This window comes from Pseudothermotoga sp. (assembly GCA_025060105.1).
In the GTDB taxonomy this organism is placed as follows: Bacteria; Thermotogota; Thermotogae; order Thermotogales; family DSM-5069; genus Pseudothermotoga_A.
Genome location: JANXCS010000005.1, coordinates 99,886 through 124,453, shown reverse-complemented (window position 1 = coordinate 124,453; position 24,568 = coordinate 99,886). Strand labels below are relative to the sequence as shown.

Here is a 24,568-nt window from a genome sequence, read left to right as displayed (position 1 = left end):
GAGGTGAAAGTCATGAAGAAAGGTGAGAAGGTGCTATCTTTTGTGAAGTTTGAAAAAGAACTTGAGAGTGCCTATCGAGAGAGACTCTCCGCCGTGAAAAGACCAGAGGAAACAGGAGATGTTTTTATTGAATTTGCCATCAAGCTCTTGAACAAGGTGAACCCTCAGATCACAAAGGACCTTTCAGACCGAATTTATTTTGAACCTGAAAATGAAAATGGTTACAAGCTCTCGTCTGAACTTGAACGCATCTTGGGTCAAGAGGTGCTCACAAAGAGTGATCTGCCCGCAATCCTCAAGAGGATGGCTTTGAATGCCGTGCATAGGAGGAAATCTCTGCTCGCCAACGCTGAAAGAACGGACATGTTCAGATTACAAGAGAGGCCAGATCAGCGCTGACAATAGATCGCTGTTATCAATGCGCCTGCTATCATGATGGCTCCCATAAGAATGAAAACCAATTTAAAAGAAACACTCGCCAACCATCCAGCGATGAGCGGGCCGAACAGGCTGCCGAAGGATCTAACGGAGGTCAACAATCCCAAAAATTCTGCTTTCCTGTTGGCTGGTACGTTTTTCGCGACAAAATCTGTGGCACCGTTGATGAAAGTACCAAAGCCAAAGCCAGACACCACGTAAGCCAACAGCACTGTCAACTTTGAATCGGCTGGAACGAAGAGCAATGCGCCCAGGCCAGATGCGAGCATGCCGAATGAAGCTATGTGTTTACTCGCCACTTTGTTGATCAGCCAGCCTGCTAGAAAATGCGATGGGATTTGCATGAAAGGATTCGAAGCTGCGAGTAAGATAGTTTCTGATTTGCTCAATCCCACATCCTCTACTAAATAAACTGCTATCAGGGCAAATGTGCCACCTATACCAAGCTGTCTCAAAAAAGAACCAAGGTACATCGCCCAGAGATTTTTCTTTTTGAGGACGTTTTTAGAAGTGATCGCAGAAAAAACTCTTTGAAGGTTCGTCCTTTGTATTTCGTACCTCAAGTGTGGAGCAGCTGGAGCAACTTTGATGAAATAAAGCACGCTGAGTGAAACAAAATAAAGAACGAGCATGACCCACACAACCGGCAAAACGTTCAACAGAGGTGATATGACCAATCTGCCTAAGCCCATCCCAAAAGAGTTCACCGCGTTCATGATGCTCAGCACAACATTACTACTCAAGCGCGAAGATTCAACAAAAATGGCTGTGGCTATAGGATCAAAGGCGCTAGAAAAGAAAGTGAACACCGCTGCTATCAAGAAAAAATGGTTCGCCGTTTTGGCGAAGACATAGAAAGGCAAGAAAAACATGGAAATCGTGATGGCGATGAGAAGAACTCTTTTCCTACTTTTGGCCTCGTCGCTCAGGGCACCCCAGAAAGGTGTTGCCAAGCTTCCAACGGCGCTGTTGATGGTGGAGAGCAATCCAATGGAGAATAGATCTATTGACAGCTCCCTCATCCTCAGCTGAAGCAGCATATCGTAATTCAAAACACCAAAATTTTTGATAAAAGAAGCAAAATAGAGACTCAGTCTATTCCCATTCGATGGTCGCGGGTGGCTTTGAGCTGATGTCGTACACTACCCTCCCGATTCCTTTGACACTGTTGAGAATTCTGCGCGATATCAAGTCTAACACATCGTGTGGCAACCTTGACCAATCCGCCGTCATACCTTCGACGCTATCGACGCATCTTATCGCGAGTACGTAATCGTACGCTCTCCTATCCCCCCTCACGCCGACAGATCTCACTGGCAACAACACAGCGAAGGCTTGCCAAGTTTTTTCATACCACCCTGTTTCTTTCAATGTTTCGATCAACAAACTGTCTGCCTCTCTGAGCAAATTCAACTTTTCCTCATTCACCTCACCGATCACCCGTACTGCAAGACCTGGACCTGGAAATGGATGTCTGTGAATTACGTTACGCGGGATGCCCAACATCTCTCCGACGAGTCTGACTTCGTCCTTGAAAAGATTCCTCAGAGGTTCTACGATCTTCAAGTCCATCTTCTCGGGCAGTCCCCCAACGTTGTGGTGACTTTTTATAGCCGCGGTTTTTTTACCAGATTTGGCGCTCTCAATCACGTCCGAATAAATGGTTCCCTGCACCAAATGTGTGGCATCATAGCTCCTAGCCTCTTCTTCGAAAACTCTTATGAACTCTTCACCTATGATTTTTCTCTTCCTCTCCGGATCGCTCACTCCCTTCAACCTCTGCAGGAACCTCTCTCGAGCATCTATCTTCACAACGTTGAGCCCGAGCATATTTTTGAAGACTCTCATCACTTCTTCCTCTTCATTCTTTCTCAATAGACCGTGATCAACGAAAACGCACTTCAAATTGTTCCCGATCGCTTTGTGTACCAAAACACAAGCAACAGAGGAATCTACACCGCCCGAAAGGGCTGCGATCACTCTTTTATCAGAAAGTTCATTCTTCAGCTCCTCGATCTTTCTCACTATGAAGTCTTCCAAATTCCAATTCGGTTTTAACTGACAGATCTTGCTCAAAAAATTCTCCAGCATCTGTCTGCCAAAAATCGTGTGCCTGACCTCTGGATGAAACTGAAGCAACCAGAATCTGTTGGAATCGCTGGCAGCCACTATCATGTTGTTCTTAGACAGGGCAGTAACATGGAAATTCGAAGGTAAGAACTGTACCACGTCTGAATGGCTCATCCAAACAACGGTTTCTCGATCGATACCATCGAAGATGGGATCATCTCTCACTATCTTGATTTCAGTCCTACCGTACTCAGCCAATTCTCCAGGCTCAACTTTTCCCCCCATTTCGTGGACGATCAGTTGCATACCATAGCATATACCGAGCACCTTTCCGCGATAGTTGTCGAACCACACGGGAAGTTTTGGTGCGCCCGGTTCGTACACACTCGCCGGTCCTCCGGATAAAACCAGTGCACCCACATCCGATAGGTCCACATCCTCATCAACTTGCACCACTTGACTGTAGTATCCCAACTCTCTCACAACGCGAGCGATGAGTTGAGTGTATTGAGAACCGTAGTCCAATATGAGTACCTTCATCTGTTTCTCTCCTCCAAACGCAAAATTTGTCTGGCCTCTTTGGCCGTGGCAATCGGCCTGCCCAATTCTTTAGCCAATCTCACCACTTTTTCAACGAGCTCGGCATTGGATTTTGCAAGCACCCCCTTTTCGATGTATATGTTATCCTCTAATCCCACTCTCACGTGACCACCCATCACGATGGCCATCACGGCCATGCTGAATTCGTGTCTACCTACACCTGCCACAGACCACGTTGAACCTGGAGGAATGCTATCCACCATCGTAACGAGGTTCCTCGCGTTCGCCGCTATACCACCCGGCACTCCCATGACGAAATCAAAATGAAGATGGCCCTGCACGAGTCCTTTCTTCACCAAAGTCATTGCGTTGTTTATGTGCCCCACATCGAAACATTCAAACTCAGGCATGATACCCTTTTCTTTCATGATCGATGCGAATTTCTCTATCATTGGCATACTGTTGAAAAATACATCGTTTCCGAAGTTCACGGTTCCCGTGGTCAAAGTTGCCATGTCTGGATCGGCTTCGAGCGATTGCAGTCTCTCCTCAGGTGTCATCCAAACTGCCCCACCCGTGGAAACTTGGATGATCATATCCGGACATTTCTCTCTGATCAAACTTACAGTTTTTTTGAATATTCTAGGATCTTGAGTGGGATTACCATTCTCATCCCTCACGTGCAGGTGCACGATCGAAGCGCCAGCAAGGTAAGATTCATACGTCTGCTGAGCTATCTCTTCTGGGGTGATTGGGATATAAGGTGTATCGTTCCTAGTCACTTCCGCCCCACACACCGCAACCGTTATGATTAACTTATCCATCATCTGGACCTCCTCTGTCTTTCCTTAGGAACAACACAAACAGCACTGGCACGTGCCACCAACTGTGGTGGATCGAGTACGTCGCACGCAGAAGGTTGTTCTGCAATTCGAGCGTTCGTGATCACTTTGTAAACTTCGAACTTCATCTTCCTAGAGGTATTACCAACTTCTACTATCTCACCGTACACTTCCAAAAAGTCTCCAGCGAAGACAGGTTTGAGAAACTCCACAGTTTCATACGCTCTGAGTAATCCTTCATCCCCATCGTGCCTTATCAGAAGTTCTGTCGCAGCGTCCCCAATGAGCTGGAGAATGCGTGCACCATCGACCAGTCCACCAGCGTAATGAGCATCGTGTTCACTCATTCTAACTCTCAACATAGCTTTCACAAAAATCACCCTCTTTTTGTGAACAATTCAGGCTTCTCTTTGAGCATGTCTGTGAAAACTTTTGCCAGTTGCGGATCGAATTGTGAACCACTACAACGCTCGATCTCAACTATAGCTTCTTCCAAGTTTAAACCCTTCTTGTAAGGCCTGTCGGTAGTCATAGCATCGAAAGCATCAACAAGGCAGAGCAATCTCGATTCGAACGGTATATCCTCGGCGCGCAAACCATCTGGATAACCCTTTCCATCGAAGCGCTCGTGATGATGTTTGGTGATCCTGGCTATCTCCTCGAGCCCTGCCTCGACGAGCAGTTCGAAACTCTTCACTGGATGTATTTTTACAAATTCGTATTCCTCGGCCGTAAGAAAACCGTTTTTGTTCAGTATGTGCTGTGGAACGAAGATCTTTCCGACATCATGAACCATTCCCGCCCAGAAAACACGCCTGATCGAAGCTTTATCGAGACTCAACTTTTCTGCCAACAAACTCGCATAACGAGCCACGTTCTCCGAATGACCCCTAGTGTAATAATCGTAGTATTCGAGCGCTTTGACGACTACTCCCAGAAGTCTTCTTTGAAAGATGCCTTGCTCTCTAACATAACTCCTCAAAGAAAGAAGTGTGGCTATGAGCACAGCGAACTTTTTGAGGTACTCTTCCTGATACCTATTGATCTGTTCACACGCAAAGAAAAACACCCCATGAGGGACTTCCTGAGACTTTATGGGTAAAAACTTAACTTCAGTGTTCAGATCTTCTCCGCAGAGTTGCTGTGCGGTTTTTAAAACTTCGTTGAAACTTTCTTCAGAATCGAAGTCATAGATTTTCTCCACCCTGTCGATAATGCTCTTTTCACCTTTGAGCAGGCTGAACAACGTTTTACCTGCTTCACTCGATCTCAGCGCAACGCCAACACAAGCAGGTTCTGGCAAATAATACTTGAACACTCTAAGCAACGTTATCAAAAAATCTTTCTCTTGAATGGTTTCGAAAGTGATCTTGTTCGCAACATCGAGAACGGTTTGAAAGGCACTATGAAATTTCTCAGCTTCAAGCGTTTTATCTTCGAGTCTTTTGTTGAGATTCATCAGTTCTTGATTCATCGCTTCGAGTTCTTCGTTGGTGGCTCTGAGTTGCTGATTGAAAGCATCGAGTTCTTCGTAAGCTGTCTGCAATTCTTCATTCTTTTTCCTGATCTCTTGCGTGCGCTGAGCCACCAGATACGCCAAGCGTTTGTTGATGAGAGTGAGGATGAAGACGGCTAAAAAAACGCCTATCCCACCGTACAACAAAATGTGAAAGAGCCACCTTGGAAAAATGAACCTTGGTTTGATGAAAAGTTCAACGATCCTCTGAAACTCACTTTTGGACAATCGCTCCAATGCACCGTTCACTTTTTCCATCAGATCCGACCTGTTGGATGAAAACGCAAAATGAGTCCACTGTGAAGAGATGGGGGGCAATCTATCGAACAGATGATACAGATCGTGCTTGACTAGATAATAACCGGCTGTGAGATCTTCCATGATGAACACATCGATTTGTCTTTCTTTAACAGCTTGGATGAGTTGTTCAAAATCAGTGAAGCGTTTGAAAACTGTGTTCGGATTCTTCGATCTCAACAACTGCTCGTTCGCATCTCCCTCGATCACTCCCACGATGTGGGCTGTCAGATCTTTGAAATCTTTCAAGTTCAGATCCTTTCTGAACCAAACTAGACTTTGAACTTGTAGAACAGGTTTGGAGAAGAGAAACAACTTTTCCCGCTCGGGCGTTCTGAAGATGAGATTGATCATATCTGCTTCACCGTTTTTGACGAGTTCTAATGCCTTTGAGAAGGGCATCAGTTCAACGTTGAATCGCAGATCGGAAACTTTTTCAATTGCCTTTAAAATTTCGATCGAGATGCCCACAGCTTCTCCACGCTCATTTCTGTAAATGAAGGGTGGATAAAAATCTCCGCTGACGAATTTGACCTGTTCACAGAAGCACAACACTATAACCAACAGCAAACACGAAATCAACGTCTTTTTCATAATAACCCTCCGTAAGTAGTTTTCAACCGTTCAATTCGAATTTTACAACAGCTGAACCTACACAGAGGATCAACTGTTGTGGTATAATAATTTCCGATCAAATAAGTCAGAATTATTGGAGGGATTTTCCGATGGCCATCACGATAACCAACGTGGATTTTCTCACCGCACTTTTACACGGAGTTATTTCTTTTCTCAGCCCTTGTGCTTTACCTTTATTACCATCATTCATCGCATTGCTGTTGTACGAAAAAGGTGTACGAGCCTTCCTAAGGATTGTTGGATTCTTCATAGGACTTTCCATCACCTTTTCTGTGCTCGGAGCGATCTCTGGTATGTTTGGAGGTTTTCTAGACAAAAACTTACTCCGTTACATTTCAGGTTCCATCATCATAGCTATGGCAATCTTATTTTTGTTTCAGATCCAGCTCTTCAAACCAAAATCTGTGAAACTCACCAAATTCAAACTCGGCGGTATCCTTTCTGGGATTGGTATAGGCTTTGGGGTGGGACTCGTGTGGATTCCATGTGCAAGCCCTGTGCTCGCATCGATCCTAGCCATCGCCGCGACCAAGGGTAGTACTCTGAAAGGTGCAACGCTTTTGTTTGTATACTCTCTCGGTATCTCTGTACCTTTTTTGACGATGGGAGGCGTTGTCTCAAAGCTGTTCACCAAAGTCAGTTTTAAAACACCAACTTGGGAGAAGGTCCTAAAATATGGAACATCCGCCTTGCTTTTCATTGTGGGATTTTTAATAATCGTTGGAAAAGTTTTCGTTTGAGAGGAGTGGTTAAATGAAGAGATTGTTTTTGATCATGCTCATCGGGTTCGTTACACTGAGTTTCGCACAAAGTGTTTTATTGAACGATGTAGACGTAGCAGTGAAACTTGCAAGGATCGAGCAGAAAAAACTCGCCATCGTTTTTACAACACAAACGTGTCCTTACTGTGTGAAGCTAAAAAACGAAACTCTCACCGATAAAACTGTCAAACAGCTCATCATGGCGAATTACATCTTCGTTGAAGCTATGTACGATACGAAGAAAGTCACGAGTGCTTTCGGTGAAAAGAAATCTTACGCACAACTGTTCGATTACTTCAGAATAAGTGGTGTACCAACCACGTGGTTCTTCAGCAGTGAAGCGAGCCCCTTGGTGTATCTTCCAGGATACGCACCAGCGAGCACCTTCGCACAAGTTCTGAGATACGTTTATCAAGAAATCAAAGAAGATTTCTCTCAGTACACAAAGAAGAAAGACGATTTTACCGGTGAGAAAAAGCTTCTGAAGGTGACGAGACAGGATGCAGATTTCGTATTGAGTAATGATCCGAATTCATTGCTCGTCGATCATGTTCCTGAAAAGCCAGACATTTTCAAAGTGCATATCACTGAAAGTGAACAAATAGCGCTTAAACTCATCGATCGTGGTGTTTATCGCGTGCTCTTGATCACTGATTGATTCTGCCGCTCTTGTTCGATGAGAGGGTCTGCTTGACCCTCCTTCTGAAGTTGAAACTGATCGCAAGACCCAGCACGACTAGCCAAAGGATCGTTAAAGAAAAAACCAACAAGCGATCTTCGAAGATCTTGAGGACTTGATCCACCGGGCTTCTATTGATCCATACATAAACCCAACCAACAATGGAGAATGCCAAAAGACCACTCGCAACGATCATAGAAATCAGTGCAAGAACCTTACTACTGTTTCTTGCAGCGATCAATCCGCAGATCGTTCCCAGCAGAATACCACAACCAATTGGAACTAGAAAGTTCAGATCGAACTGACCCACTGTGCCTAAGTCTTTCCCTTGAACGATCAAACGAACAGCGTAGTAACCAAGTGCGCCAGCTACAGAGAAACCTGCGAGGAAAACGAAAAGCTTGTAGATACCGTACAGCACCGCTCCGCATAAGACACCCACTATCAAGGCGAAGATCAACTGCGCTGTCGAGCTTTGGAGTAACTTTTCCTGTAACTCTTTGAAAAACTCAACTTTTCCCATCCATTCGATGAAGAATGGCGCAGCGAAGAAAGTACCAAGCAAAAAACCCAACAGAGGCATGAGGATGTTCTCTAGATACTTTGCAGCGAACACGATGAAAATACAGATTGGTATCACAACATACCAAAGTTCCAGAACCGTGTGGAGTTTGAGAACTTGCAGATTCACATTTCTCACCTCTCGTTTATTTTACCAAGCCTGGGTGAATGTTTGTCCCGGAACGTTGAAACATTGCAAAAAATGGTTTCTCACATTGAAGAGAAGATGTTGTAAAATTGGTTTGGTGTTCACAATGCTTCAGCCAGTAAGAATGCAGTTCGTTGAGCATTTCAAAGTTCCTGTCGAAAAATTGTGGCAGATCTTGGTCAATCCCAACGGATGGGATCCATGGTTCACCGACGGTATGACCATCGAGCTCGTCGAAGGAGGCAAGATGGTGTTACGTTGGAAACGCATCACAGCTGGAGAGATCGTTGAAGATCGCGGGGTGGTGATCTTCATAGAACCTCTCAAGGTTTTCGAGTTCTGGTGGTACGAGTATGAAGATGGTTTCAGATCGAGAGCAAAGATGACCTTCACCCCGGACGGAAACGATGGGACCTGGTTAAAAATAGAGGACACCGTCTTGGTGAACGGTGAAAAGGAGTTTTCCATAGCTCTTGGGTGTGCATACGGCTGGGGTCAAATGCTCTGTCTCGCGAAAGCTTACGCCGAGTTTGGTTTGATACTCATTTAGGAAATATTAACTATTCGGCAAAACTGGTTGGGTAACATAATAAATACGGAGACACAAAAAGAGTAGGAACAGGAGGTGGTCCCAGATGCCCTTCTACAGATATGTTTGTGAAAAGTGCGGTTCTGAAAAGAGAATATTCCATGGAATGAATGAAGATCCAACGGTGCTGTGTGACTGTGGTTCCGGTATGAAACGTACCGTCAGTAAAGTTGCAGTGGTGTTCAAGGGTAGCGGCTTCTACATTACTGACAATCGAAAGAGTGAGACAAAGAAAGAAGAAAAGAGTGAAGAAGCTGCTTGATGGGGCTCTCGCCCCATTGAGCATTCAAAGGAGGGAGCCAAATGCACGTTCAGAAGATAGACCACATAGGCATCGCGGTAAAGAACGCAGCAGAGCGCTTAAAATTCTATACTGATTTTTTAGGTCTCAAAGATGTGCACACGGAAGAAATCAAGGAAAGAGGGATACGTGTCCACATGATAAAGGTTGGGGAAAGTAAGGTCGAATTGCTCGAACCTATGAATGAACAGTCGGAGATCAGTAAGTTCCTTGAAGCGAAAGGCGAAGGTATACACCATGTGGCGTTCAACGTGGAAGGAATAGACGAAGCGGTAGAACTAGCAAAAAAGCTTGGCTTTCAACCACTTTCGGATGCACCAAGACCAGGTGCTGGTGGTACACGAGTGTTGTTTTTTCATCCAAAATCGGTCGGTGGTGTGCTCGTTGAGCTTGTGGAAGGTCACCATTGAGGGGGCGTACGCATGGAAGAGCTGATCAAAAAGCTTAGGGAAATGGAGCAAAGGATCGAACTCGGTGGAGGACAAGACAAGATAGATAAGCAACACGCTCAGGGTAAACTAACTGCTAGAGAGAGGCTCTCATTGTTGTTGGATGAAGGATCTTTCATGGAAATAGATAAATTCGTCAAACACAGAAGTTCCGCCTTCGGGCTTGATAAGGAAGAACTGCCGTGCGATGGTGTCGTCACAGGCATCGGGAAAATCAACGGTAGATTGGTTGCCGTTTTCTCCCAAGATTTCACCGTGATGGGTGGATCTTTAGGTGAAATGCACGCAAAAAAGATCATGAAACTGATGGACCTGGCTATGGAGTTGGGGATCCCTTTGATCGGCATCAACGATTCCGGTGGGGCGAGGATCCAAGAGGGCGTTGATTCGCTCTTCGGTTATGGAGGAATATTCTACAGGAACACGCTCGCCTCCGGTGTTATACCACAGATCACGCTCATAGCTGGTCCATGCGCTGGCGGTGCTGTTTATTCACCAGCCATAACGGATTTCGTCGTGATGATAGATAAGACGGCGAAGATGTTCATCACTGGTCCGAACGTCATCAAAGCAGTCACTGGTGAAGATATAAGTCAAGAAGATCTCGGGGGTGCGTACGTCCATAACTCAAAGAGTGGTAATGCTCACTTTCTAGCTTCAAATGAGCAAGAAGCAATTGAAATCGTTAAAAAATTACTTTCGTACATTCCACAGAACAACCTCGAAGAGCCGGATTACATCCCTGGAGATTATTCACTCTCAATGAGTGAGGAAATCAACACCGTTGTGCCCGTTGAGCCCACTAAGAGTTACGACGTTCGTAGAGTCATAGAGCTGGTCGTTGATGAGGGAAGCTTCTTTGAAGTGCATAAAAACTATGCAAGGAACATCGTTGTTGGCTTCGCACGAATAGCAGGTATGAGCGTTGGCATAGTAGCGAACCAACCTTCAGTACTCGCAGGTTCTTTGGATATAGATTCCTCAGACAAGGCTGCAAGGTTCATCAGATTCCTCGATTGCTTCAACATACCAATCATTACTTTCGTCGATACGCCCGGGTATCTTCCAGGGGTACAGCAAGAACACGATGGCATCATAAGACACGGTGCAAAACTTTTGTTCGCCTACAGCGAGGCCACTGTACCAAAGATCACCGTCATCACAAGAAAAGCGTACGGTGGTGCTTACATCGCAATGGGTAGCAAACACCTCGGAGCCGATTTTGTTTCAGCGTGGCCGACTGCAGAAATCGCGGTCATGGGACCAGAAGGTGCCGCGAACATCATTTTCAGAAAAGAGATAGAAACCGCCCCGAATCCTGAAGAAAAAAGAAAAGAGTTGGTACAAAAATATCGCGAAGCGTTTGCAAATCCGTATGTTGCAGCTGCCCGAGGTTACATAGATGCTGTTATAGAACCAGTGAAGACTAGAGAATGGATCGTTAGGGCATTAGAAATTTGCCGTACCAAAGTTCAATCTTTGCCGAAGAAAAAGCACGATAACATACCATTGTGAGGTGATGTTGTGTCGAACGTGACGGTGATCGTTGTGGGTATGGGATCCGTTTTTCTCACCTTTGTGATCCTATACATAGTCTTTTTAACGATGGAAAAGATCTTCAAATCAAAACGAGGAAAAACCTCCGCTGGTGAATCTAAACCAGAACAAGTGACGGTTTCATCTAAAGTTGAGGAGAAAACACAAGATGAACCTCTCGAAGCGGTCATCGTTGGTGCCGTGATGGCTTACATATCATCTCAAGATCTTCAACCATCATCACAACCGAGAGGTAGATCCTTCTCTTTCGAAGAGAGAAACACTAGTTGGAGAAAAAGTGGATGGAAAGGAGCGAGAAAATGGCGCGCAAGTTCCGGGTGGTGATAAACAATAAAGAATACATCGTTGAAGTTGAAGAGATGGGGTCTTCACCGATCGTTCAATCGATCCGGCCAGCGGTTGAAAAACCTCAAATTGCTGAGAAACCTCAACCAGTACAACCGAAAAAAGAGGAACAAGTCAAAGTAGAGCAAGCGAAACAACCTGCTCCAACGAAGGTTGGCGGTGTTGAAGTCAAGGCCCCAATGTCAGGCCTCATCGTTAAGGTCCATGTTAGTGAGGGTCAACAAGTGAAACGTGGGCAAAAATTACTCGTGCTTGAAGCCATGAAGATGGAAAACGATATCATCAGCGAACACGAAGGCACTGTGCTCAAAGTTTTGGTAAAAGAAGGTGACAACGTCGAGACTGAACAAACCATGCTCATCATAGGTTGAAGGGGGGCGAAGTATGGAACTCAAAGTGGTGAGCTTTGCTCTTGCGAATGAAAAGTTCGCACTCGATATCATGAACATAGACAGCATCGTGGAGGTTGGAAAGATCGTTAGATTGCCTGAATCGGCCGATTACGTTGAAGGTGTTATGAACCTTCGTGGAAATGTGATACCAATCATAAACATGAAGAAGAAGTTTTCTATGCCAGAAACGGGTCGCAGCGGTTCAGCGAAAATAATCGTGGTCAACATGAAAGACAAAAAAGTGGGCCTTCTAGTGGATCAAGTACATGAAGTACTCACCCTCACAGATGAGCAAATAGAACCTCCTCCCACTGGCCTTGGTGGAACGAGGGCGAATTTCATCTTGGGCATAGCGAAGATCAACGAAGAACTGTTGATCATTCTCAACGCTGAGGAGATCCTGTCGAAGGAGGAGAAGATCGCACTCCAGAGTCTGAAGGTTTGAAGAATCTCACGAACCAGATGTCTGGCTCAAAGAAACCCTCGCTGGCACTGAAAGCTACTATTTGTCCATTTGGTGAGAAAGATGGGTAAAATGCGTCCTGTTTCAACTCCTCTGTGAGACACCATTTTTCTCCAGTCTGCAGATCTTTAATCCATATCGCGTAATAACCGAGGGCATTGCAAGAGTAGGCCAAATATCGTCCATCAGGTGAGACAGCAGGATCGTGTTCGTTGTAGAAACTATCCTCGACACAAACAACATTTCCTTCAGGTGTCAACGCATAGATACCAAAATTTGCTTCTTTCAATCCAACGAAGTAGATCGTTCCAGCGTGAACTGTCGGAGAGAAAACCATATCGAAGCCTTCTATGTTCACTCTGCTTCTGCGCCGCGTCAATGTGGCTCGGATCATCGCGTTTCCACCCTCGGTGTCCTGAATGTAGACAAGAGTGTTCGCATCGAACCAAGCAGGCGCATAAGCAGGCGCGCTACCGGATGAGATCAGGACGATGTTTTTTGCATGATCGTCGATCGGCATGACGTAGATGTTCCAAAAACCATGCAACGATCCTTGAAAGGCGATCCTAGAGCTGTCTGGAGAGAACTTTGGGAAATATTCGCTACTACCATGTACCGGTAAAACACGAATCGTGCCTTCCATCAAATTCAAAAGCGCAACGTTTCTGTTTCCACCCAATCTGTCCGTGATGAACGCGAAGAGTTTTCCATCGGGACTGAAACTGGTGTATTCATCTACTGATGGATGATAGGTAACGCGCAGATATTTTTTAAAACGGTTCTTCGATAAAAGCCTAAGCGCAGCCCTTTCAAGCGGATAATGCGCACACTCCCTAACGAATTCTCGATAAGGACGTTCCTCCTTGGGAGAATAAGTACAACTGTAGACTATTCTTTCCGATTCTGACCAATTTGCAGAATAAACATTCTTCGTTGCGTCGTATGTGGCAAAGAAACTCATAATGAGACGTTCTTCCACATCAACTTTTTCGTTGACCGTGCGGGCCATTCCGTCCATTTCGATAACGACGCGTACATTCTCCGGTGCAAGCGAAAAAATAGAGCTGCTCACATCTTGAACGAGCTTTTTACTCTGCTCGTCAGAACTCATCGTGATCTTGAGCTCTATGGAAGCAATACATACAGAATAAATGAACAGTATCGAGATGAAAAAGATCGCTCTCCTGTCCATCAGTTAAAATTGTACCATTAAAGGACTCTATGAGCTTGTCGATCAATAATATAGGAGAGAAGGGGTGAAACCCATGGGTGTGGACCCTGTGAGGATGAATCTCAATCAAAGCTCGAGTGGTGAACGGTTGGTTCAAGCTGAAAGTTTGAAGCAGCTCCAAATGCATGTGAAAAAGGTGGCAGAAGAATCTCAAAAACAACAAGATGAAGTGGATCCATCAAAGGCAATGGAATCGTTCAAAAAGATGCTTGAAAAACTCAGCAGGTTCTTCAAAACTGAAGCTCAGTTCACAATAGAACGGGAACTGAACATGATCATAGTCAAGATAAAGGATGTTGAGACAGGTGAGATCGTCAGGCAGATCCCACCAGAAGTGGCGGTGAGGATTGCGAAGAATCTTCAGGAACTGATAGGTATACTCTTCGACGAGAAGGTGTGAACCATGGACGCGATCTCAAAGATCGCTTCGAGTATTAATTATCGTTACCAATCGACACGCATACAGTTTGGAGGCCTTGCTTCTGGTTTAAGTACTTCCGATATCGTTGATGCACTACTCGAATTGGAATCCAAGCCCGCGCAGAGGTTATACCAAAAATACGAGGACTTGGGATTGAAACAAAAAGCCTATCAACAGCTGGAGGAGAAGCTCGAAAATTTTGGAACGTTCCTCACCAGTTTCAAACTCCAATCTACGTTGATGGCAAAAAGAGTCTCGATCGATTCACAAAATGTCTCGATTGACGCCTCCGCTTCGGCCAAAGTCGGCACTTATTACATTAAGGTTCTATCGATAGCGAGTAGAAGCTCGTTTCTCAGCGGAAGGACTCTGGGACCTCAAATCGATGTTTCAACGAAGTTTGGTGATCTGATCTACAGGTACAATCCAACCGATTCTGTTCTGAAGATCCAGCTTGGTGCTTCAATACATACGGTGAACATCTCGAAGAACGATACGATTTCTGACATCATCGATAAGCTCGACGATATTTTTGGGGAAGGCAACGTCAAGTTCGAAGATGGAAAACTCGTGATAGAAAGTTCTCAAGCGTTTGCACTTCGAACCGAGAGTGGTACATTCGGTTTCGTTTTCAATCTGAACAACGCACCCGTTGTTCAAGAAAGTGGGAAGTATGTTTTACGCAGCACCGCACACTTAGGTGCAGTGGCTCTCCACAAAACACTCTCTCAAATTGCAAACTACAGGAACATCACGATCGAGAGTGGCACGCTCAAAATAAATGGTGTTCAAATCAATGTGAGTACCAACATGACTTTGAAACAACTCATAGATGCCATAAATTCGAGTTCTGCTGGTGTGACCGCAATGTACGATGCCAACTCTGACAAATTGCTCATCACGTCGAATCAAACTGGAGCAAACATGATCAGCTTGGAAGATGGAAGTTCAAATTTGCTCAATCTACTCGGCTTGGATGTAGGTCAATTCAACATCGGGAATGTGACCCGCGTTCAACTCAGTAGCGACAATGTCAACTGGGTTGATCTCTACTCATCCACGTTGGAGCTCACCCATATGGGGCTTTCCATCAAGGTGAGAGAAGTCTTCGATACAGCGGTGAAGTTCTCGGTTGAGAACGACGTTGAATCCATCGTTTCGAAAGTGAAGGAGTTCGTTAAAAATTGGAACGAACTGATGGAATACATCTACAACAAGATGAACGAAAAACCCATAACGGGGAAGAAAAAGGAAGAAATGACGGAGGAAGAAAAACTTCAAGGTATGCTTCGGAGAGATTCCCTTTTGAACGAAATATTCTTCAAACTCAGAAGCTTCATAACAACACGCATCGAAGGCGATATTTCTTACTTATGGCAGTTGGGTATAGAAACGAGCAAATTTGGATATCAAAACATGAAAACGGGGAAACTCGAATTGGACGAGGAAAAGTTGAGGAATCTTTTGAGGGAAGATCCCCAAAAAGTCTGGACATTCTTCGGAGGACCGGACGGTTTTGCTCAAAGAGTTCAATCTTACATGAGGGAACTCACAAAGTTCGGTGGAAGAATAGACAGCCTAGCAGGTATCACTGGAACTATCACGAAACAGTTGAGAGACCTAGCGAAACAGTTGGAAACATGGTTGGAACGATTGCAAAAGAGAGAAACTTATTTGTGGAACAAATTCTCAGCGATGGAAGAAGTCGTGTCAAGAATGCAAGCGCAAGGAAACTGGCTTGCGCAATTTTCCTCCCTGAGAACGAACAACCGCTAAACTTTCTTTGAGAGGGTGATCTCAAAATCGTTTGGATCTGAATTGCTGAAACTGATTTTGATCTTGTCTTTGTACTCCGAAACTAAGGTTTTGATCTTTTCAGAATAGCCTGAAAATCTCTGGTGTAAGTTTATCTTCACCGAGCTGTATTGAGCCAAATCGATTTTGTTCAACTCGTTGAACAACCTCCTGAGCACTATGGTCGCCGAAAACACTCTCCCAGAACCCTTACAAACTGGGCATGCCGAGAAGAGGAGTTGTTCACTGGAAGGAGTTCGTCTTTTGCGCGTCATCTCGAACAAGCCGAGTCTAGTGAAACCTAAAAGTTCCACGTGCGCGGGGTCTTTCTCAAAAGATTCACGGATTTTCTTGAAAAGTTGATCGTAATAATCTCTGTTCGGCATACCGATGAAGTCTACAATAATTATTCCACCTATGTTTCTCAACCTGAGCTGTCTGGCAATCTCTTTCGCGGCTTCCACGTTCGTTCTGAATGCCAGTTCGGCCTGATTCTTACCCATCGTGGAACTCGCTGAGTTAACATCGAACACAGTCATAGCTTCAGTTGTGTCGAGGGCCACATAACCTCCGCTGGGAAGATCTATCGTACGTCTCTGCAAAACGTTGAGTTGATGATAGACGTTGAAACGCTCAAACAGATCGCCCTCTAAAAAATGTACAAGGATTGATTTGCTGATTTTTTTGACTTCTTGCTTGACCATTTCACAAACTTCTGGATCATTCACAAAAACTTCGTCTATATTCTTGTTCAACCGTTCTCTCAATATATAATCGATCGCAGTTGGTTCTCTTCTGAGCAATTTCACCTTCCTTGCCTTTTTGAAACTGTTGAGGACCTGTCGCCATTCTTCCTTCAGAGACTGAACTTCTTCCTCGATGGTTTCCGCAGGTATCCCTTCTGCAGCTGTCCTAACGACGAGCCCCTCATTCTTTTCCAACTTGGAGAAGATGCTTTTCAACCTCTCCCTTTCTCGAGGATCAACAATTTTCTTCGACACCCCCCTAACTCGGGATAGGGGGAAATAGACCACGTAACGACCAACGAGTGAGAGTTTACACGTGAGTTGTGGGCCTTTCTGCCCCACCGCATCGTGTTTCACCTGAACCAAAAGTTTCGTGCCTTCTTGTAACTGTTTTGAACCGAGTACCTGCTGGATGTAGGACTTTCCAACATCTGAGATTCTCAAAAAACCGTTCTTACCTTCACCTATATCGATGAATGCTGCATTCAATCCGGGAACGATTTTCTGTACCGATCCGACATAGAGGTTTCCAGCGATCGTTTCGTTCTCTTCATCGAAAATTTCCTGAAGTTCACCATCCTCAACGATCGCACCACTCACGAAATCTTTCTGAACATTTATGATCAAAACAGTAGACACAACTATCACCCAAGTTTTCATTCAACGAATTCATACAAACTGAGCTTGCCATCCTTTCTGAGCAATAAAAGATTGATCTCATTCGTCTCACTGTTTCTGAACAGGAAGAACTGCCTTTCCATGGTTTTGAACTGGAGAACAGCTTCCTCCAAGGGCATCACATTCAAAGGCAATCTCCTCGTTTCAACTATGTCTTCTTCACTTTCCTCCGCAGAGATTGGAATCTCGGTTTGCTTTGGCTCTCTGTGTTTGTCTCTGATCGTCGATTTGAGCTTCTTCACTTTTTTCTCTAGAGCGTCACACAGATTATCCATCGCCGTGTAAAGATCTGGGTGTTTCTCTTGAACAACGATCACTTTCCCTCTAAGGTTCAAATTCGCCTTCACCACGTAGTTAACAGCGTCCTTCTCAGCCTTGATCTCTGCGGACACCAATTCCTCATCCCTTATGACTCTGTCAACCTTTTCTAACCTTTTTTCAAGATACTGCTGCATCGCTGTTGTCGCTTCGAAACCCCTCGTTGTGAATCTGTAATTCACGATTTCACCTCCTTGAGTATTTCTTCTCTAACTCTGAAATAACATTCGAACGCTTCAAGGTTTTCATGAATCTTGATGAAGCTGTGACCGTAGAACGTGACGAGCGAATAAATCAAATAATTAATATCGTAAGTTTTCGTAAAGCACATCGAGCATGGTATGTTCAAATCTGAGAAGAATTTCTTTTCTTTCTCTTCGAACAATTTCAGCGATAAGAACATCTGTTGTTCAAACAAACTCAAACCCGCGAGCAACAGTAAGAAACCAAACGGAAGCACGAGCACTATGAACAAACCCGCGATGGAAGCTGAAAGACCTATCAACAACCAAAGCTCATCGCCTGTTATGATCAAAGAAGCATACTTTGGAAATCGATCCGCAAGTCGCCGGTGAATCTCTCTGAGTGCTCCTCGCCATTTGAGATAACTCAGTAACAACCCAAGCCCTGCAAAGAATCCTAATCCCTGCGTGATACCGAGAAACCTCTGCACCGATATCGCCCAAGATACAACTGCAGCAACGGAAGCTATCAAACCGAGGAAATTTGCCATAAAGAATAGCAAGGCACAGTAAACCATCATGTGCACGGACGGTTTCGATTTGAAATCGAACAGTTCACTCAACTGTTTCACAGTTCATCCCCCCAAAAACGAGAACAGTATGGAAAGACCCATCAACATTAAACACAGAAGAATCACCCACAAAGTTCTCCACGTGAGTTCTTTAGATTCGAATTTAAAGGTGCGAAAGGCAACGATGAGCAACACAAACAGCACACAACCTAGAACTAAAAGGATCATCACTGCTGAGAACATTTCATCGAACCCTTAGCGGAAAGTATAACTTCTGCATCGTCACCGTCAAAGATCGATGCTGGAAGATTTATTGCGAGCCCTTCCACAGCAAGTTTGAGATTGTTTCCAGTCACAACAGTGGGAGGACTTATGACTATCCTGCATCCAGCCTTCTCCAGGTTCATGGCGAGTGCACCGGCGATCATATTTCCAAGCTCACCTATTGCACTCATGGCGAGTTCATCCAAATTATCGTACGGCAAACCCATCATTTTAGAAACAACTTTGAGTGCTGTGCTTGGACTGAAAGAGTATATGAGGTTTCCATCCACGTTTCCAGAAAAACCTATAACAGTTATCATATCGAACTTCGGCTTTATTTCCTTCAACAAACCGGGTTTTCCGATCGTCGGTGAGACATTCAAAAGGGTTCTCAGCGTGTTGATGATAGCAGCTATCAATGCATTCACGATCCGTGCATCCATTCATGATACCTCCTCATTCCCAGTGATCGGATACCTTTACATCCGTTTTCAGTGGTACCGATAATTTTACCACTGTTTCCATGATCTCCTTGACCCTGGTGCTGACGAATTCCACCTCCTCGTTTGGAACCTCTAGAACGAGTTCATCGTGAATTTGAAGTATCATCTTCGCTCTGAGTTTATTTTCTTTGAGGAAGTTGTAAACGTTTATCATGGCAAGTTTCATTATATCGGCAGCAGTGCCTTGGATTGGTGTATTGACGGCTATTCTTTCGCCTTCTTGCCTGACCGAAACGTCGGAGGATCTCAACTGCGGTACTTCACGCTTTCTTCCGAACAATGTTCTCACGTGTCCGTGAGTTTTCGCGAAAGATATGACTTTCGTCAGATAATCCCTCACGCCTGGATAAAGCTCAAAGTATTCCTTTATGAAAGCTTCCGCTTGCCTGAAGGAAAGACCTGTGCGTTGCGATAAACCGTATGCAGACACTCCATATATGATGGAAAAGTTGACCATTTTACCTATGGCCCTTTGTTGTGGGTCAACATCTTCTTCCCTCACACCGAATATGCGTGAAGCAGTAAACGTGTGAACGTCTTTGTCCTTGATGAACGCTTCAATGAGATTTTCATCTTTGCTCATGTGTGCCAGCACTCTGAGCTCAATCTGAGAATAATCAGCACTCACAATCTTCCAGTTTGGGTGTTGAGGTACGATCGCCTTTCTTATCTCTCTGCCTTCCTCTTGCCTGCTGGGTAAATTCTGCAAATTTGGATCGCTGCTGCTCAACCTTCCCGTAGCGGTTCCAGTCTGGTGAAAACTTGTATGAATACGGTTTGTTTTTGGATGAACGAGTTTCGGTAACACATCTAGGTACGTCGATTTCAATTTCTGATATTTCCTGTAAGAAAGGATCAGCGGTACGATGGGATGCTCTTCAACCAAGTCTTCCAGAATATCAGCTCTGGTGGAAGGTTCACCACTCGGTGTTTTACCCTTCGGTTTGATCTTCAACTTTTCGAACAACACGTAAGCTGTCTGCTTCGGTGAATTCAAATTGAACACTTCTCCGGCGAGATCGAATATCTGCCTCGAAAGTTCATCCATCTTCACATTGTATTTCATTGATAAATCCTTAAGGTAAGAAACGTCAACATAAACACCCGTTAATTCCATCTCCGCAAGTATTGGTATCAACGGCATTTCTATTTTTTCCAAAACCTCGGTCAAGCCTTGTTCATGCAACTTCACATTCAAAAGCTCGTACAATTTTCTCGTGACATCGGCATCCTCGGCAGAATACCTCGTCGCATCATGAACATCAACATCGGCAAAGGTAACCGCACTGAACAAGGGCGAAGAACTCTTCACCAAATCGTCAAAGCTCATCATCTTATAGTTGAGGAATTTCAAAGCCAGTTCATCGAGGCCGAACTTTTTCTCATCAGGGTTCAACAAATAGGCTGCGATCATGGTATCAAACGTCGGCACGTTGGGTCTGAGACCATACATCATGAACACAGCGTAATCGTACTTCAAGTTCTGTCCGATGATCCTGGTAGTCTTGTCCTCAAGGACCGTTTTCAAACCCTTCAGAACTTTTTCCAATGGTAAGTTTGGCCCTTTTTTGTGACCCACTGGTACATAATAACTACTTTTATCTGGCAATGCCACTGAAACACCAACCAAATGTGCATCTAAGGGTATCAAAGAATCTGTCTCAACATCGATGACAACGTACTGGCTAGCGTGTATGCGTTGCAAAAGTTTTTCAAATTCCGCTTCTGTTGAGACTGTTTTGTATGGCGTTTGCTCGGGTTGTTGGCTGTAAAGTCCAAGTTCCTTCATCAAACTTGAAAATTCCAACTCTTTGAAAAATTCCACGAGCCGTTCCTGATTGAAACCTTTATACCTTAACTCCTCCCAATCTAGACCAAGTTCAAGGTTGGTCATCAATGTCACAAGGCGCTTACTTTTGAAGGCGTCCTCTCTATACTGGAAGAGCATTTTACCTATCTTACTGCTCTTGTCGATCTTTTCGTATATTTCCTCCAAGCTTCCATAGCGTGAGATGAGTTCAACGGCTGTTTTCGGACCAATACCTTGTACACCTGGCACATTGTCGATGGCATCCCCCGCGAGCGCCAACAGATCAACTATGTATCTCGGTCGGACAGAAAACTTCTCTAAAACCTTCTTTTCATCGTACATCTCCAATTCAGAAATCCCCTTCACAGGACGCCAAACTTTTATTCTGTCACTCACGAGTTGAAGCATATCTTTGTCTCCACTGACGATGTGGATTTCTTCGAAGATTGATTCACCTTTCTTCGCAAGTGTAGCGATGACATCGTCTGCTTCACAACCTTCATACTCGAGTACCTTCACCCCGAGCGCCTCAACGCCACGTTTTATGTATGGCAGTTGTTGCAACATAGCATCCGGAGCGGAAGGCCTGTGAGCCTTGTATTCAGCGAGTAACTCGTGTCGGTAAGTTTTCGTTTTTTTATCCATCGCAAAACCTGTGTAATCGCCTTCCTTGACCCACTCTTTCAAGAACTTTAGCATCATCCTCATCAAGCCGTAAGTTGCGTTCGTAGGAACACCATTACTTGTGCTCAGCGACTGATCGATGGCATGATAAGCCCTGAAAGCAAGACCAGTACCGTCAAAGAGAAACAGTCTTGCCATTCTTTTCAAGCTCCCTCAGTTCTTCCAACACTTCTACTGCTTTTCGCAGATGCGGTATGACTATTGAACCACCGACTATCAAGGCAACGTTGAAGATTTCAAAAAACTCTTCATCACTCGTTCCCAATTGGAAGAGTCTTATCATATGGTAAGTTATGCAATCGTTGCATCTGAGCACCATCGAGGCTACCAAACCGAGCATCTCTTTGGTCTTGGTGTCCAAGACGCCTTTTTCGTAAACCTGTGCGTCGAGATTCATGAAACGCTTCGTGTGTAGGTTACCTTTCTTCTCTATGAGCTGATTCAATTTCGCTCTGTAATTTACGAATTCTTCAACCATTCACCCCACCACCTTCATAGGCAAATCGTGTGTGAAAACGATCCAGTCACAATCTTTAGAAATGGTCTTGAGGAATTTTGCGACGTCATCTTTCTTGTAACCCTTCATGTATTCAAAGTACTCAATCCTGCTGTAACATATGTCCCCGGGCATGAAGACCCTTCCCATGTTCTCCGTTTGGATCAGCAGCGACACATGGTCGGAGGAGTGATAAGGAGTGTGGAAAACCTTGACGCAATCGAAGAGTACGTCTCCATCCTTGATTGGATGAACCTCTTTCCAACTGTTCAAAACCATCGGGTAAAATAAACCAGCGATCGGTCCAAAGGAAGAGTAGTTTCTTTCTATGTATTTCTCATGTACATGAACGACCGCGTTTTTGAAGAATATGGAACAGAATATATGATCCATATGAACGTGTGAGATGACTAAATCAGTTATGTCTTCGGCTTTCAAACCTTTTTCTTTGAACGACCGTTCGAGCGCCTCCCACGCCGGAAAACTACCTGGCTCTATGAGAACCATCCTTTTTTCATCGCTCAAAAGCGCTACAGTACAGTACGGTGCTGCCACATATGGAGGCACTCTGATGCTTCCACCAGTTATCAGAACCTCGAACTTCATCAACTCATCACCCCAGAACAAAAACCAAAAAGGCCACCGCTAGACAATAACTTGCGAACACTTTCAATTTGCCAACCAAGACCACTTTTCTCAAAACGAACAGAGCCAGCAAACTGCTCAAAAATGAGACAAAAAAGCTCAGATCCATGAAAATTGAGGCTCCCTTCAATTTCAATAAACTCGCACCTGCGAGTACTGGTATGGCCATTAGGAAAGCATACTTTACGGCCTCTTCTCTTTTGTAACCGAGTAGCAAAGCTGCAGATAAAGCCATACCGCTACGAGATATGCCGGGGAAAACAGCAACGGCTTGAAACAAACCTATCAGCAATGCGTGCTGAACGTTCATCTGCTCCAAACTCCTATCACCATTCTTCAGTGAGGCGAGAGTTAGCACGAGCGCGTTGATAGCGAACAGCAATGGTAAAAGAAAAAGGCTAGAAAACGCTCGTTCCACCAAATCCTCGAAAAATATACCTACGAATGCTGCTGGTATTGTTGAAATAACCAGATTGACCAAAAATTTCCAATCTTTGAAAACTCTGAGGATTGAACGACGAACGAAGAGTAAAACGGCGAACAAGCTACCAACGTGGAGTAGAACAGCCATCTTAAGATTCAACTCTCCACGAAGGAGCTCTGATGCCAAAAGAAGGTGACCAGAACTCGATATGGGTAAAAACTCGGTTGCACCTTGCACGGCAGCCAAGAACAACTGTTTCAGAAGCCTTCCTCCTTCACTAGCTTTTCAAATTTGATGCCATGTTCTTTCAGAAGCCATTCGATTTGCTTTGGTTCATGAGCATCCACTTTTATCGACAAGCTGCGAAGCCCGTCACGCTTGACCGTATTGACTGCAAGAACGTTTATGTTGTTCATTGCAAAGACATCCAGAACTTTTTTGAGTTCGCCAGGTTTGTCTTGAAGGACCATGAGTACACGTACACCAGGTTCATCCATGGCAGTGATCGCAACGAAAGCTTCGAGTACCTCAGTCAAGGTTACCACACCTTTGACTTTCATTTCTTCATCGACGACTGCTAAGCAACTTTCGTGTGATTCCCTGAAAGTTAGTGCAGCTTCTTCGATGTAACTATCTTCGTGTACATAAAAGTCCGGGAAGGAAACGTAATTTTCTACACTGGCTTCAAAGTTTGCATTAGCGATGTTGTTCTTGTACACAAAACCTGCAAACTTTCCCTCTTCATCTGTCGCCACACAGTAATCCGTTCTGTGCTTTCTCATTTGGTTGAGAGCTTCCTGTACACTTGCTTTGACACTTATGGATGGAAAGTCCGTACTCATCCAGTTTTTCACGAACAAGTTGATCGCCCCCAAGTTTTGGAAAATTTTCCACGCTTTTCCTACTAAAAATCATTCTATCATTATTCTCATTACGTAGTAGTAATAATAAATAGGTGGTGGTAAATCTATTAACGCAACTTTTGCGTTGACGAAAATGGGCATCTAAAGCGAAATTTTTTATAAAGCTCAGTGGTAAGTTGCGTGGTAAGTTGCGTGGTAAATTTTGGGGGGCGTTTGGTAAATTTGAAGGAAAATCCTTTCTCATCGCTGATTTCTTCGATGGTAAATTTCTCAAAAGCGCTTGGCAAGATGGTTGAAGGTGTGAGTCTCTACATCCACCGTTTTTTCACAGTTGTTTCTAGTCCTTTCTTCAA

At 44.6% G+C, this 24,568-nt stretch carries 28 protein-coding genes; 12 read left to right on the top strand and 16 right to left on the bottom strand.

What is annotated here, in order from left to right; genetic code table 11:
* Positions 1-12 precede the first annotated feature (12 nt).
* Entirely contained in the window at positions 13-399 is a 387-nt protein-coding gene (locus NZ875_06355; GenBank protein ID MCS7175359.1) for a hypothetical protein, read from the top strand.
* Here NZ875_06355 and NZ875_06350 read toward each other — a convergent pair.
* The 5 genes from NZ875_06350 to NZ875_06330 are packed head-to-tail and all read right to left on the bottom strand — an operon-like array spanning position 390 to position 6,297.
* Positions 390-1,508 (bottom strand): MFS transporter, encoded by a 1,119-nt coding sequence (locus NZ875_06350; protein MCS7175358.1) that lies wholly within the window; start codon positions 1,506-1,508, stop codon positions 390-392. The genes NZ875_06355 and NZ875_06350 overlap by 10 nt on opposite strands.
* 25 nt (positions 1,509-1,533) lie before the next feature.
* On the bottom strand, positions 1,534-3,048 hold the full coding sequence (gene guaA, locus NZ875_06345; protein ID MCS7175357.1) for a glutamine-hydrolyzing GMP synthase: 1,515 nt from the start codon (positions 3,046-3,048) through the stop codon (positions 1,534-1,536).
* Complete coding sequence (locus tag NZ875_06340; GenBank protein MCS7175356.1) at positions 3,045-3,872, bottom strand: 3-keto-5-aminohexanoate cleavage protein; 828 nt, start codon at positions 3,870-3,872, stop codon at positions 3,045-3,047. Before NZ875_06340 ends, guaA begins: the two co-directional genes overlap by 4 nt.
* Positions 3,872-4,252 (bottom strand): 3-aminobutyryl-CoA ammonia lyase, encoded by a 381-nt coding sequence (locus tag NZ875_06335; GenBank protein ID MCS7175355.1) that lies wholly within the window; start codon positions 4,250-4,252, stop codon positions 3,872-3,874. Before NZ875_06335 ends, NZ875_06340 begins: the two co-directional genes overlap by 1 nt.
* A gap of 14 nt (positions 4,253-4,266) precedes the next feature.
* Positions 4,267-6,297: a transporter substrate-binding domain-containing protein gene (locus NZ875_06330; protein ID MCS7175354.1), complete on the bottom strand. Its 2,031-nt coding sequence runs from the start codon at positions 6,295-6,297 to the stop codon at positions 4,267-4,269.
* A gap of 131 nt (positions 6,298-6,428) precedes the next feature.
* On the opposite strand from NZ875_06330, the gene NZ875_06325 reads away from it, so the two are divergent.
* Both NZ875_06325 and NZ875_06320 read left to right on the top strand, forming a co-directional pair.
* On the top strand, positions 6,429-7,079 hold the full coding sequence (locus tag NZ875_06325) for a cytochrome c biogenesis CcdA family protein (GenBank protein MCS7175353.1): 651 nt from the start codon (positions 6,429-6,431) through the stop codon (positions 7,077-7,079).
* Between the two features lie 13 nt (positions 7,080-7,092).
* Positions 7,093-7,758 carry a thioredoxin fold domain-containing protein gene (locus tag NZ875_06320; GenBank protein ID MCS7175352.1) on the top strand — a complete coding sequence of 222 codons (666 nt, stop codon included), beginning with the start codon at positions 7,093-7,095 and terminating at the stop codon, positions 7,756-7,758.
* Here NZ875_06320 and NZ875_06315 read toward each other — a convergent pair.
* Entirely contained in the window at positions 7,748-8,470 is a 723-nt protein-coding gene (locus tag NZ875_06315) for a hypothetical protein (GenBank protein ID MCS7175351.1), read from the bottom strand. The genes NZ875_06320 and NZ875_06315 overlap by 11 nt on opposite strands.
* 124 nt (positions 8,471-8,594) lie before the next feature.
* On the opposite strand from NZ875_06315, the gene NZ875_06310 reads away from it, so the two are divergent.
* The 7 genes from NZ875_06310 (at position 8,595) to NZ875_06280 (ending at position 12,566) form a co-directional block, all read left to right on the top strand.
* Entirely contained in the window at positions 8,595-9,038 is a 444-nt protein-coding gene (locus NZ875_06310) for an SRPBCC domain-containing protein (protein ID MCS7175350.1), read from the top strand.
* A gap of 85 nt (positions 9,039-9,123) precedes the next feature.
* Entirely contained in the window at positions 9,124-9,339 is a 216-nt protein-coding gene (locus NZ875_06305) for an FmdB family transcriptional regulator (protein MCS7175349.1), read from the top strand.
* Positions 9,340-9,380: 41 nt separating this feature from the next.
* Positions 9,381-9,788, top strand: coding sequence for a methylmalonyl-CoA epimerase (gene mce / locus NZ875_06300; protein MCS7175348.1), 408 nt, complete (start codon positions 9,381-9,383; stop codon positions 9,786-9,788).
* A 12-nt stretch (positions 9,789-9,800) separates the two neighbouring features.
* Positions 9,801-11,342 (top strand): acyl-CoA carboxylase subunit beta, encoded by a 1,542-nt coding sequence (locus tag NZ875_06295; GenBank protein ID MCS7175347.1) that lies wholly within the window; start codon positions 9,801-9,803, stop codon positions 11,340-11,342.
* 9 nt (positions 11,343-11,351) lie between these two features.
* On the top strand, positions 11,352-11,708 hold the full coding sequence (locus NZ875_06290) for an OadG family protein (protein ID MCS7175346.1): 357 nt from the start codon (positions 11,352-11,354) through the stop codon (positions 11,706-11,708).
* Positions 11,684-12,100 carry a biotin/lipoyl-binding protein gene (locus NZ875_06285; GenBank protein ID MCS7175345.1) on the top strand — a complete coding sequence of 139 codons (417 nt, stop codon included), beginning with the start codon at positions 11,684-11,686 and terminating at the stop codon, positions 12,098-12,100. Before NZ875_06290 ends, NZ875_06285 begins: the two co-directional genes overlap by 25 nt.
* 13 nt (positions 12,101-12,113) lie before the next feature.
* Complete coding sequence (locus tag NZ875_06280; GenBank protein ID MCS7175344.1) at positions 12,114-12,566, top strand: chemotaxis protein CheW; 453 nt, start codon at positions 12,114-12,116, stop codon at positions 12,564-12,566.
* Here the strand turns inward: NZ875_06280 and NZ875_06275 are convergent.
* Complete coding sequence (locus tag NZ875_06275; GenBank protein ID MCS7175343.1) at positions 12,505-13,776, bottom strand: hypothetical protein; 1,272 nt, start codon at positions 13,774-13,776, stop codon at positions 12,505-12,507. The two genes, NZ875_06280 and NZ875_06275, sit on opposite strands and share 62 nt — an antisense overlap.
* Positions 13,777-13,849: 73 nt before the next feature.
* On the opposite strand from NZ875_06275, the gene NZ875_06270 reads away from it, so the two are divergent.
* Positions 13,850-14,215: a flagellar protein FlaG gene (locus tag NZ875_06270; GenBank protein ID MCS7175342.1), complete on the top strand. Its 366-nt coding sequence runs from the start codon at positions 13,850-13,852 to the stop codon at positions 14,213-14,215.
* A gap of 3 nt (positions 14,216-14,218) precedes the next feature.
* Entirely contained in the window at positions 14,219-16,012 is a 1,794-nt protein-coding gene (fliD, locus tag NZ875_06265; GenBank protein ID MCS7175341.1) for a flagellar filament capping protein FliD, read from the top strand.
* Here the strand turns inward: fliD and NZ875_06260 are convergent.
* The 9 genes from NZ875_06260 to NZ875_06220 all read right to left on the bottom strand — a co-directional run bounded on the left by NZ875_06260 (position 16,009) and on the right by NZ875_06220 (position 24,206).
* Positions 16,009-17,415: an Rne/Rng family ribonuclease gene (locus tag NZ875_06260; GenBank protein MCS7175340.1), complete on the bottom strand. Its 1,407-nt coding sequence runs from the start codon at positions 17,413-17,415 to the stop codon at positions 16,009-16,011. The two genes, fliD and NZ875_06260, sit on opposite strands and share 4 nt — an antisense overlap.
* Before the next feature lie 17 nt (positions 17,416-17,432).
* A complete protein-coding gene (raiA, locus tag NZ875_06255; protein ID MCS7175339.1) occupies positions 17,433-17,954 on the bottom strand; it encodes a ribosome-associated translation inhibitor RaiA in 522 nt (173 codons plus the stop codon).
* Positions 17,951-18,586, bottom strand: a complete 636-nt coding sequence (locus NZ875_06250) for a hypothetical protein (GenBank protein ID MCS7175338.1) — start codon at positions 18,584-18,586, stop codon at positions 17,951-17,953. Before NZ875_06250 ends, raiA begins: the two co-directional genes overlap by 4 nt.
* A 167-nt stretch (positions 18,587-18,753) precedes the next feature.
* Positions 18,754-19,233, bottom strand: coding sequence for a chemotaxis protein CheX (locus NZ875_06245; protein MCS7175337.1), 480 nt, complete (start codon positions 19,231-19,233; stop codon positions 18,754-18,756).
* Between the two features lie 13 nt (positions 19,234-19,246).
* Positions 19,247-21,925: a DNA polymerase I gene (gene polA / locus NZ875_06240; GenBank protein MCS7175336.1), complete on the bottom strand. Its 2,679-nt coding sequence runs from the start codon at positions 21,923-21,925 to the stop codon at positions 19,247-19,249.
* Positions 21,903-22,265, bottom strand: coding sequence for a carboxymuconolactone decarboxylase family protein (locus NZ875_06235; GenBank protein MCS7175335.1), 363 nt, complete (start codon positions 22,263-22,265; stop codon positions 21,903-21,905). The genes polA and NZ875_06235 overlap by 23 nt, the downstream gene beginning before the upstream one ends.
* Positions 22,266-22,889: an MBL fold metallo-hydrolase gene (locus tag NZ875_06230; GenBank protein MCS7175334.1), complete on the bottom strand. Its 624-nt coding sequence runs from the start codon at positions 22,887-22,889 to the stop codon at positions 22,266-22,268. It abuts the gene before it with no gap.
* Between the two features lie 7 nt (positions 22,890-22,896).
* Positions 22,897-23,604 carry an undecaprenyl-diphosphate phosphatase gene (locus NZ875_06225; GenBank protein ID MCS7175333.1) on the bottom strand — a complete coding sequence of 236 codons (708 nt, stop codon included), beginning with the start codon at positions 23,602-23,604 and terminating at the stop codon, positions 22,897-22,899.
* Between the two features lie 5 nt (positions 23,605-23,609).
* Positions 23,610-24,206, bottom strand: coding sequence for a CBS domain-containing protein (locus NZ875_06220; GenBank protein ID MCS7175332.1), 597 nt, complete (start codon positions 24,204-24,206; stop codon positions 23,610-23,612).
* Between the last annotated feature and the right edge of the window lie 362 nt (positions 24,207-24,568).

Excerpts from the sequence above, each read along its gene's own strand:
- NZ875_06245 (MCS7175337.1), bottom strand. The coding sequence starts at position 19,233 with ATGGATGCACGGATCGTGAATGCATTGATAGCTGCTATCATCAACACG.
- NZ875_06235 (MCS7175335.1), bottom strand. The coding sequence starts at position 22,265 with ATGGTTGAAGAATTCGTAAATTACAGAGCGAAATTGAATCAGCTCATA.
- NZ875_06305 (MCS7175349.1), top strand. The coding sequence starts at position 9,124 with ATGCCCTTCTACAGATATGTTTGTGAAAAGTGCGGTTCTGAAAAGAGA.
- NZ875_06325 (MCS7175353.1), top strand. The coding sequence starts at position 6,429 with ATGGCCATCACGATAACCAACGTGGATTTTCTCACCGCACTTTTACAC.
- NZ875_06270 (MCS7175342.1), top strand. The coding sequence starts at position 13,850 with ATGGGTGTGGACCCTGTGAGGATGAATCTCAATCAAAGCTCGAGTGGT.
- NZ875_06310 (MCS7175350.1), top strand. The coding sequence starts at position 8,595 with ATGCTTCAGCCAGTAAGAATGCAGTTCGTTGAGCATTTCAAAGTTCCT.
- NZ875_06230 (MCS7175334.1), bottom strand. The coding sequence starts at position 22,889 with ATGAAGTTCGAGGTTCTGATAACTGGTGGAAGCATCAGAGTGCCTCCA.
- NZ875_06335 (MCS7175355.1), bottom strand. The coding sequence starts at position 4,252 with ATGTTGAGAGTTAGAATGAGTGAACACGATGCTCATTACGCTGGTGGA.
- NZ875_06285 (MCS7175345.1), top strand. The coding sequence starts at position 11,684 with ATGGCGCGCAAGTTCCGGGTGGTGATAAACAATAAAGAATACATCGTT.
- NZ875_06280 (MCS7175344.1), top strand. The coding sequence starts at position 12,114 with ATGGAACTCAAAGTGGTGAGCTTTGCTCTTGCGAATGAAAAGTTCGCA.
- polA (MCS7175336.1), bottom strand. The coding sequence starts at position 21,925 with ATGGCAAGACTGTTTCTCTTTGACGGTACTGGTCTTGCTTTCAGGGCT.
- NZ875_06295 (MCS7175347.1), top strand. The coding sequence starts at position 9,801 with ATGGAAGAGCTGATCAAAAAGCTTAGGGAAATGGAGCAAAGGATCGAA.
- NZ875_06330 (MCS7175354.1), bottom strand. The coding sequence starts at position 6,297 with ATGAAAAAGACGTTGATTTCGTGTTTGCTGTTGGTTATAGTGTTGTGC.
- mce (MCS7175348.1), top strand. The coding sequence starts at position 9,381 with ATGCACGTTCAGAAGATAGACCACATAGGCATCGCGGTAAAGAACGCA.
- fliD (MCS7175341.1), top strand. The coding sequence starts at position 14,219 with ATGGACGCGATCTCAAAGATCGCTTCGAGTATTAATTATCGTTACCAA.
- NZ875_06320 (MCS7175352.1), top strand. The coding sequence starts at position 7,093 with ATGAAGAGATTGTTTTTGATCATGCTCATCGGGTTCGTTACACTGAGT.
- NZ875_06340 (MCS7175356.1), bottom strand. The coding sequence starts at position 3,872 with ATGGATAAGTTAATCATAACGGTTGCGGTGTGTGGGGCGGAAGTGACT.
- NZ875_06355 (MCS7175359.1), top strand. The coding sequence starts at position 13 with ATGAAGAAAGGTGAGAAGGTGCTATCTTTTGTGAAGTTTGAAAAAGAA.
- NZ875_06275 (MCS7175343.1), bottom strand. The coding sequence starts at position 13,776 with ATGGACAGGAGAGCGATCTTTTTCATCTCGATACTGTTCATTTATTCT.
- guaA (MCS7175357.1), bottom strand. The coding sequence starts at position 3,048 with ATGAAGGTACTCATATTGGACTACGGTTCTCAATACACTCAACTCATC.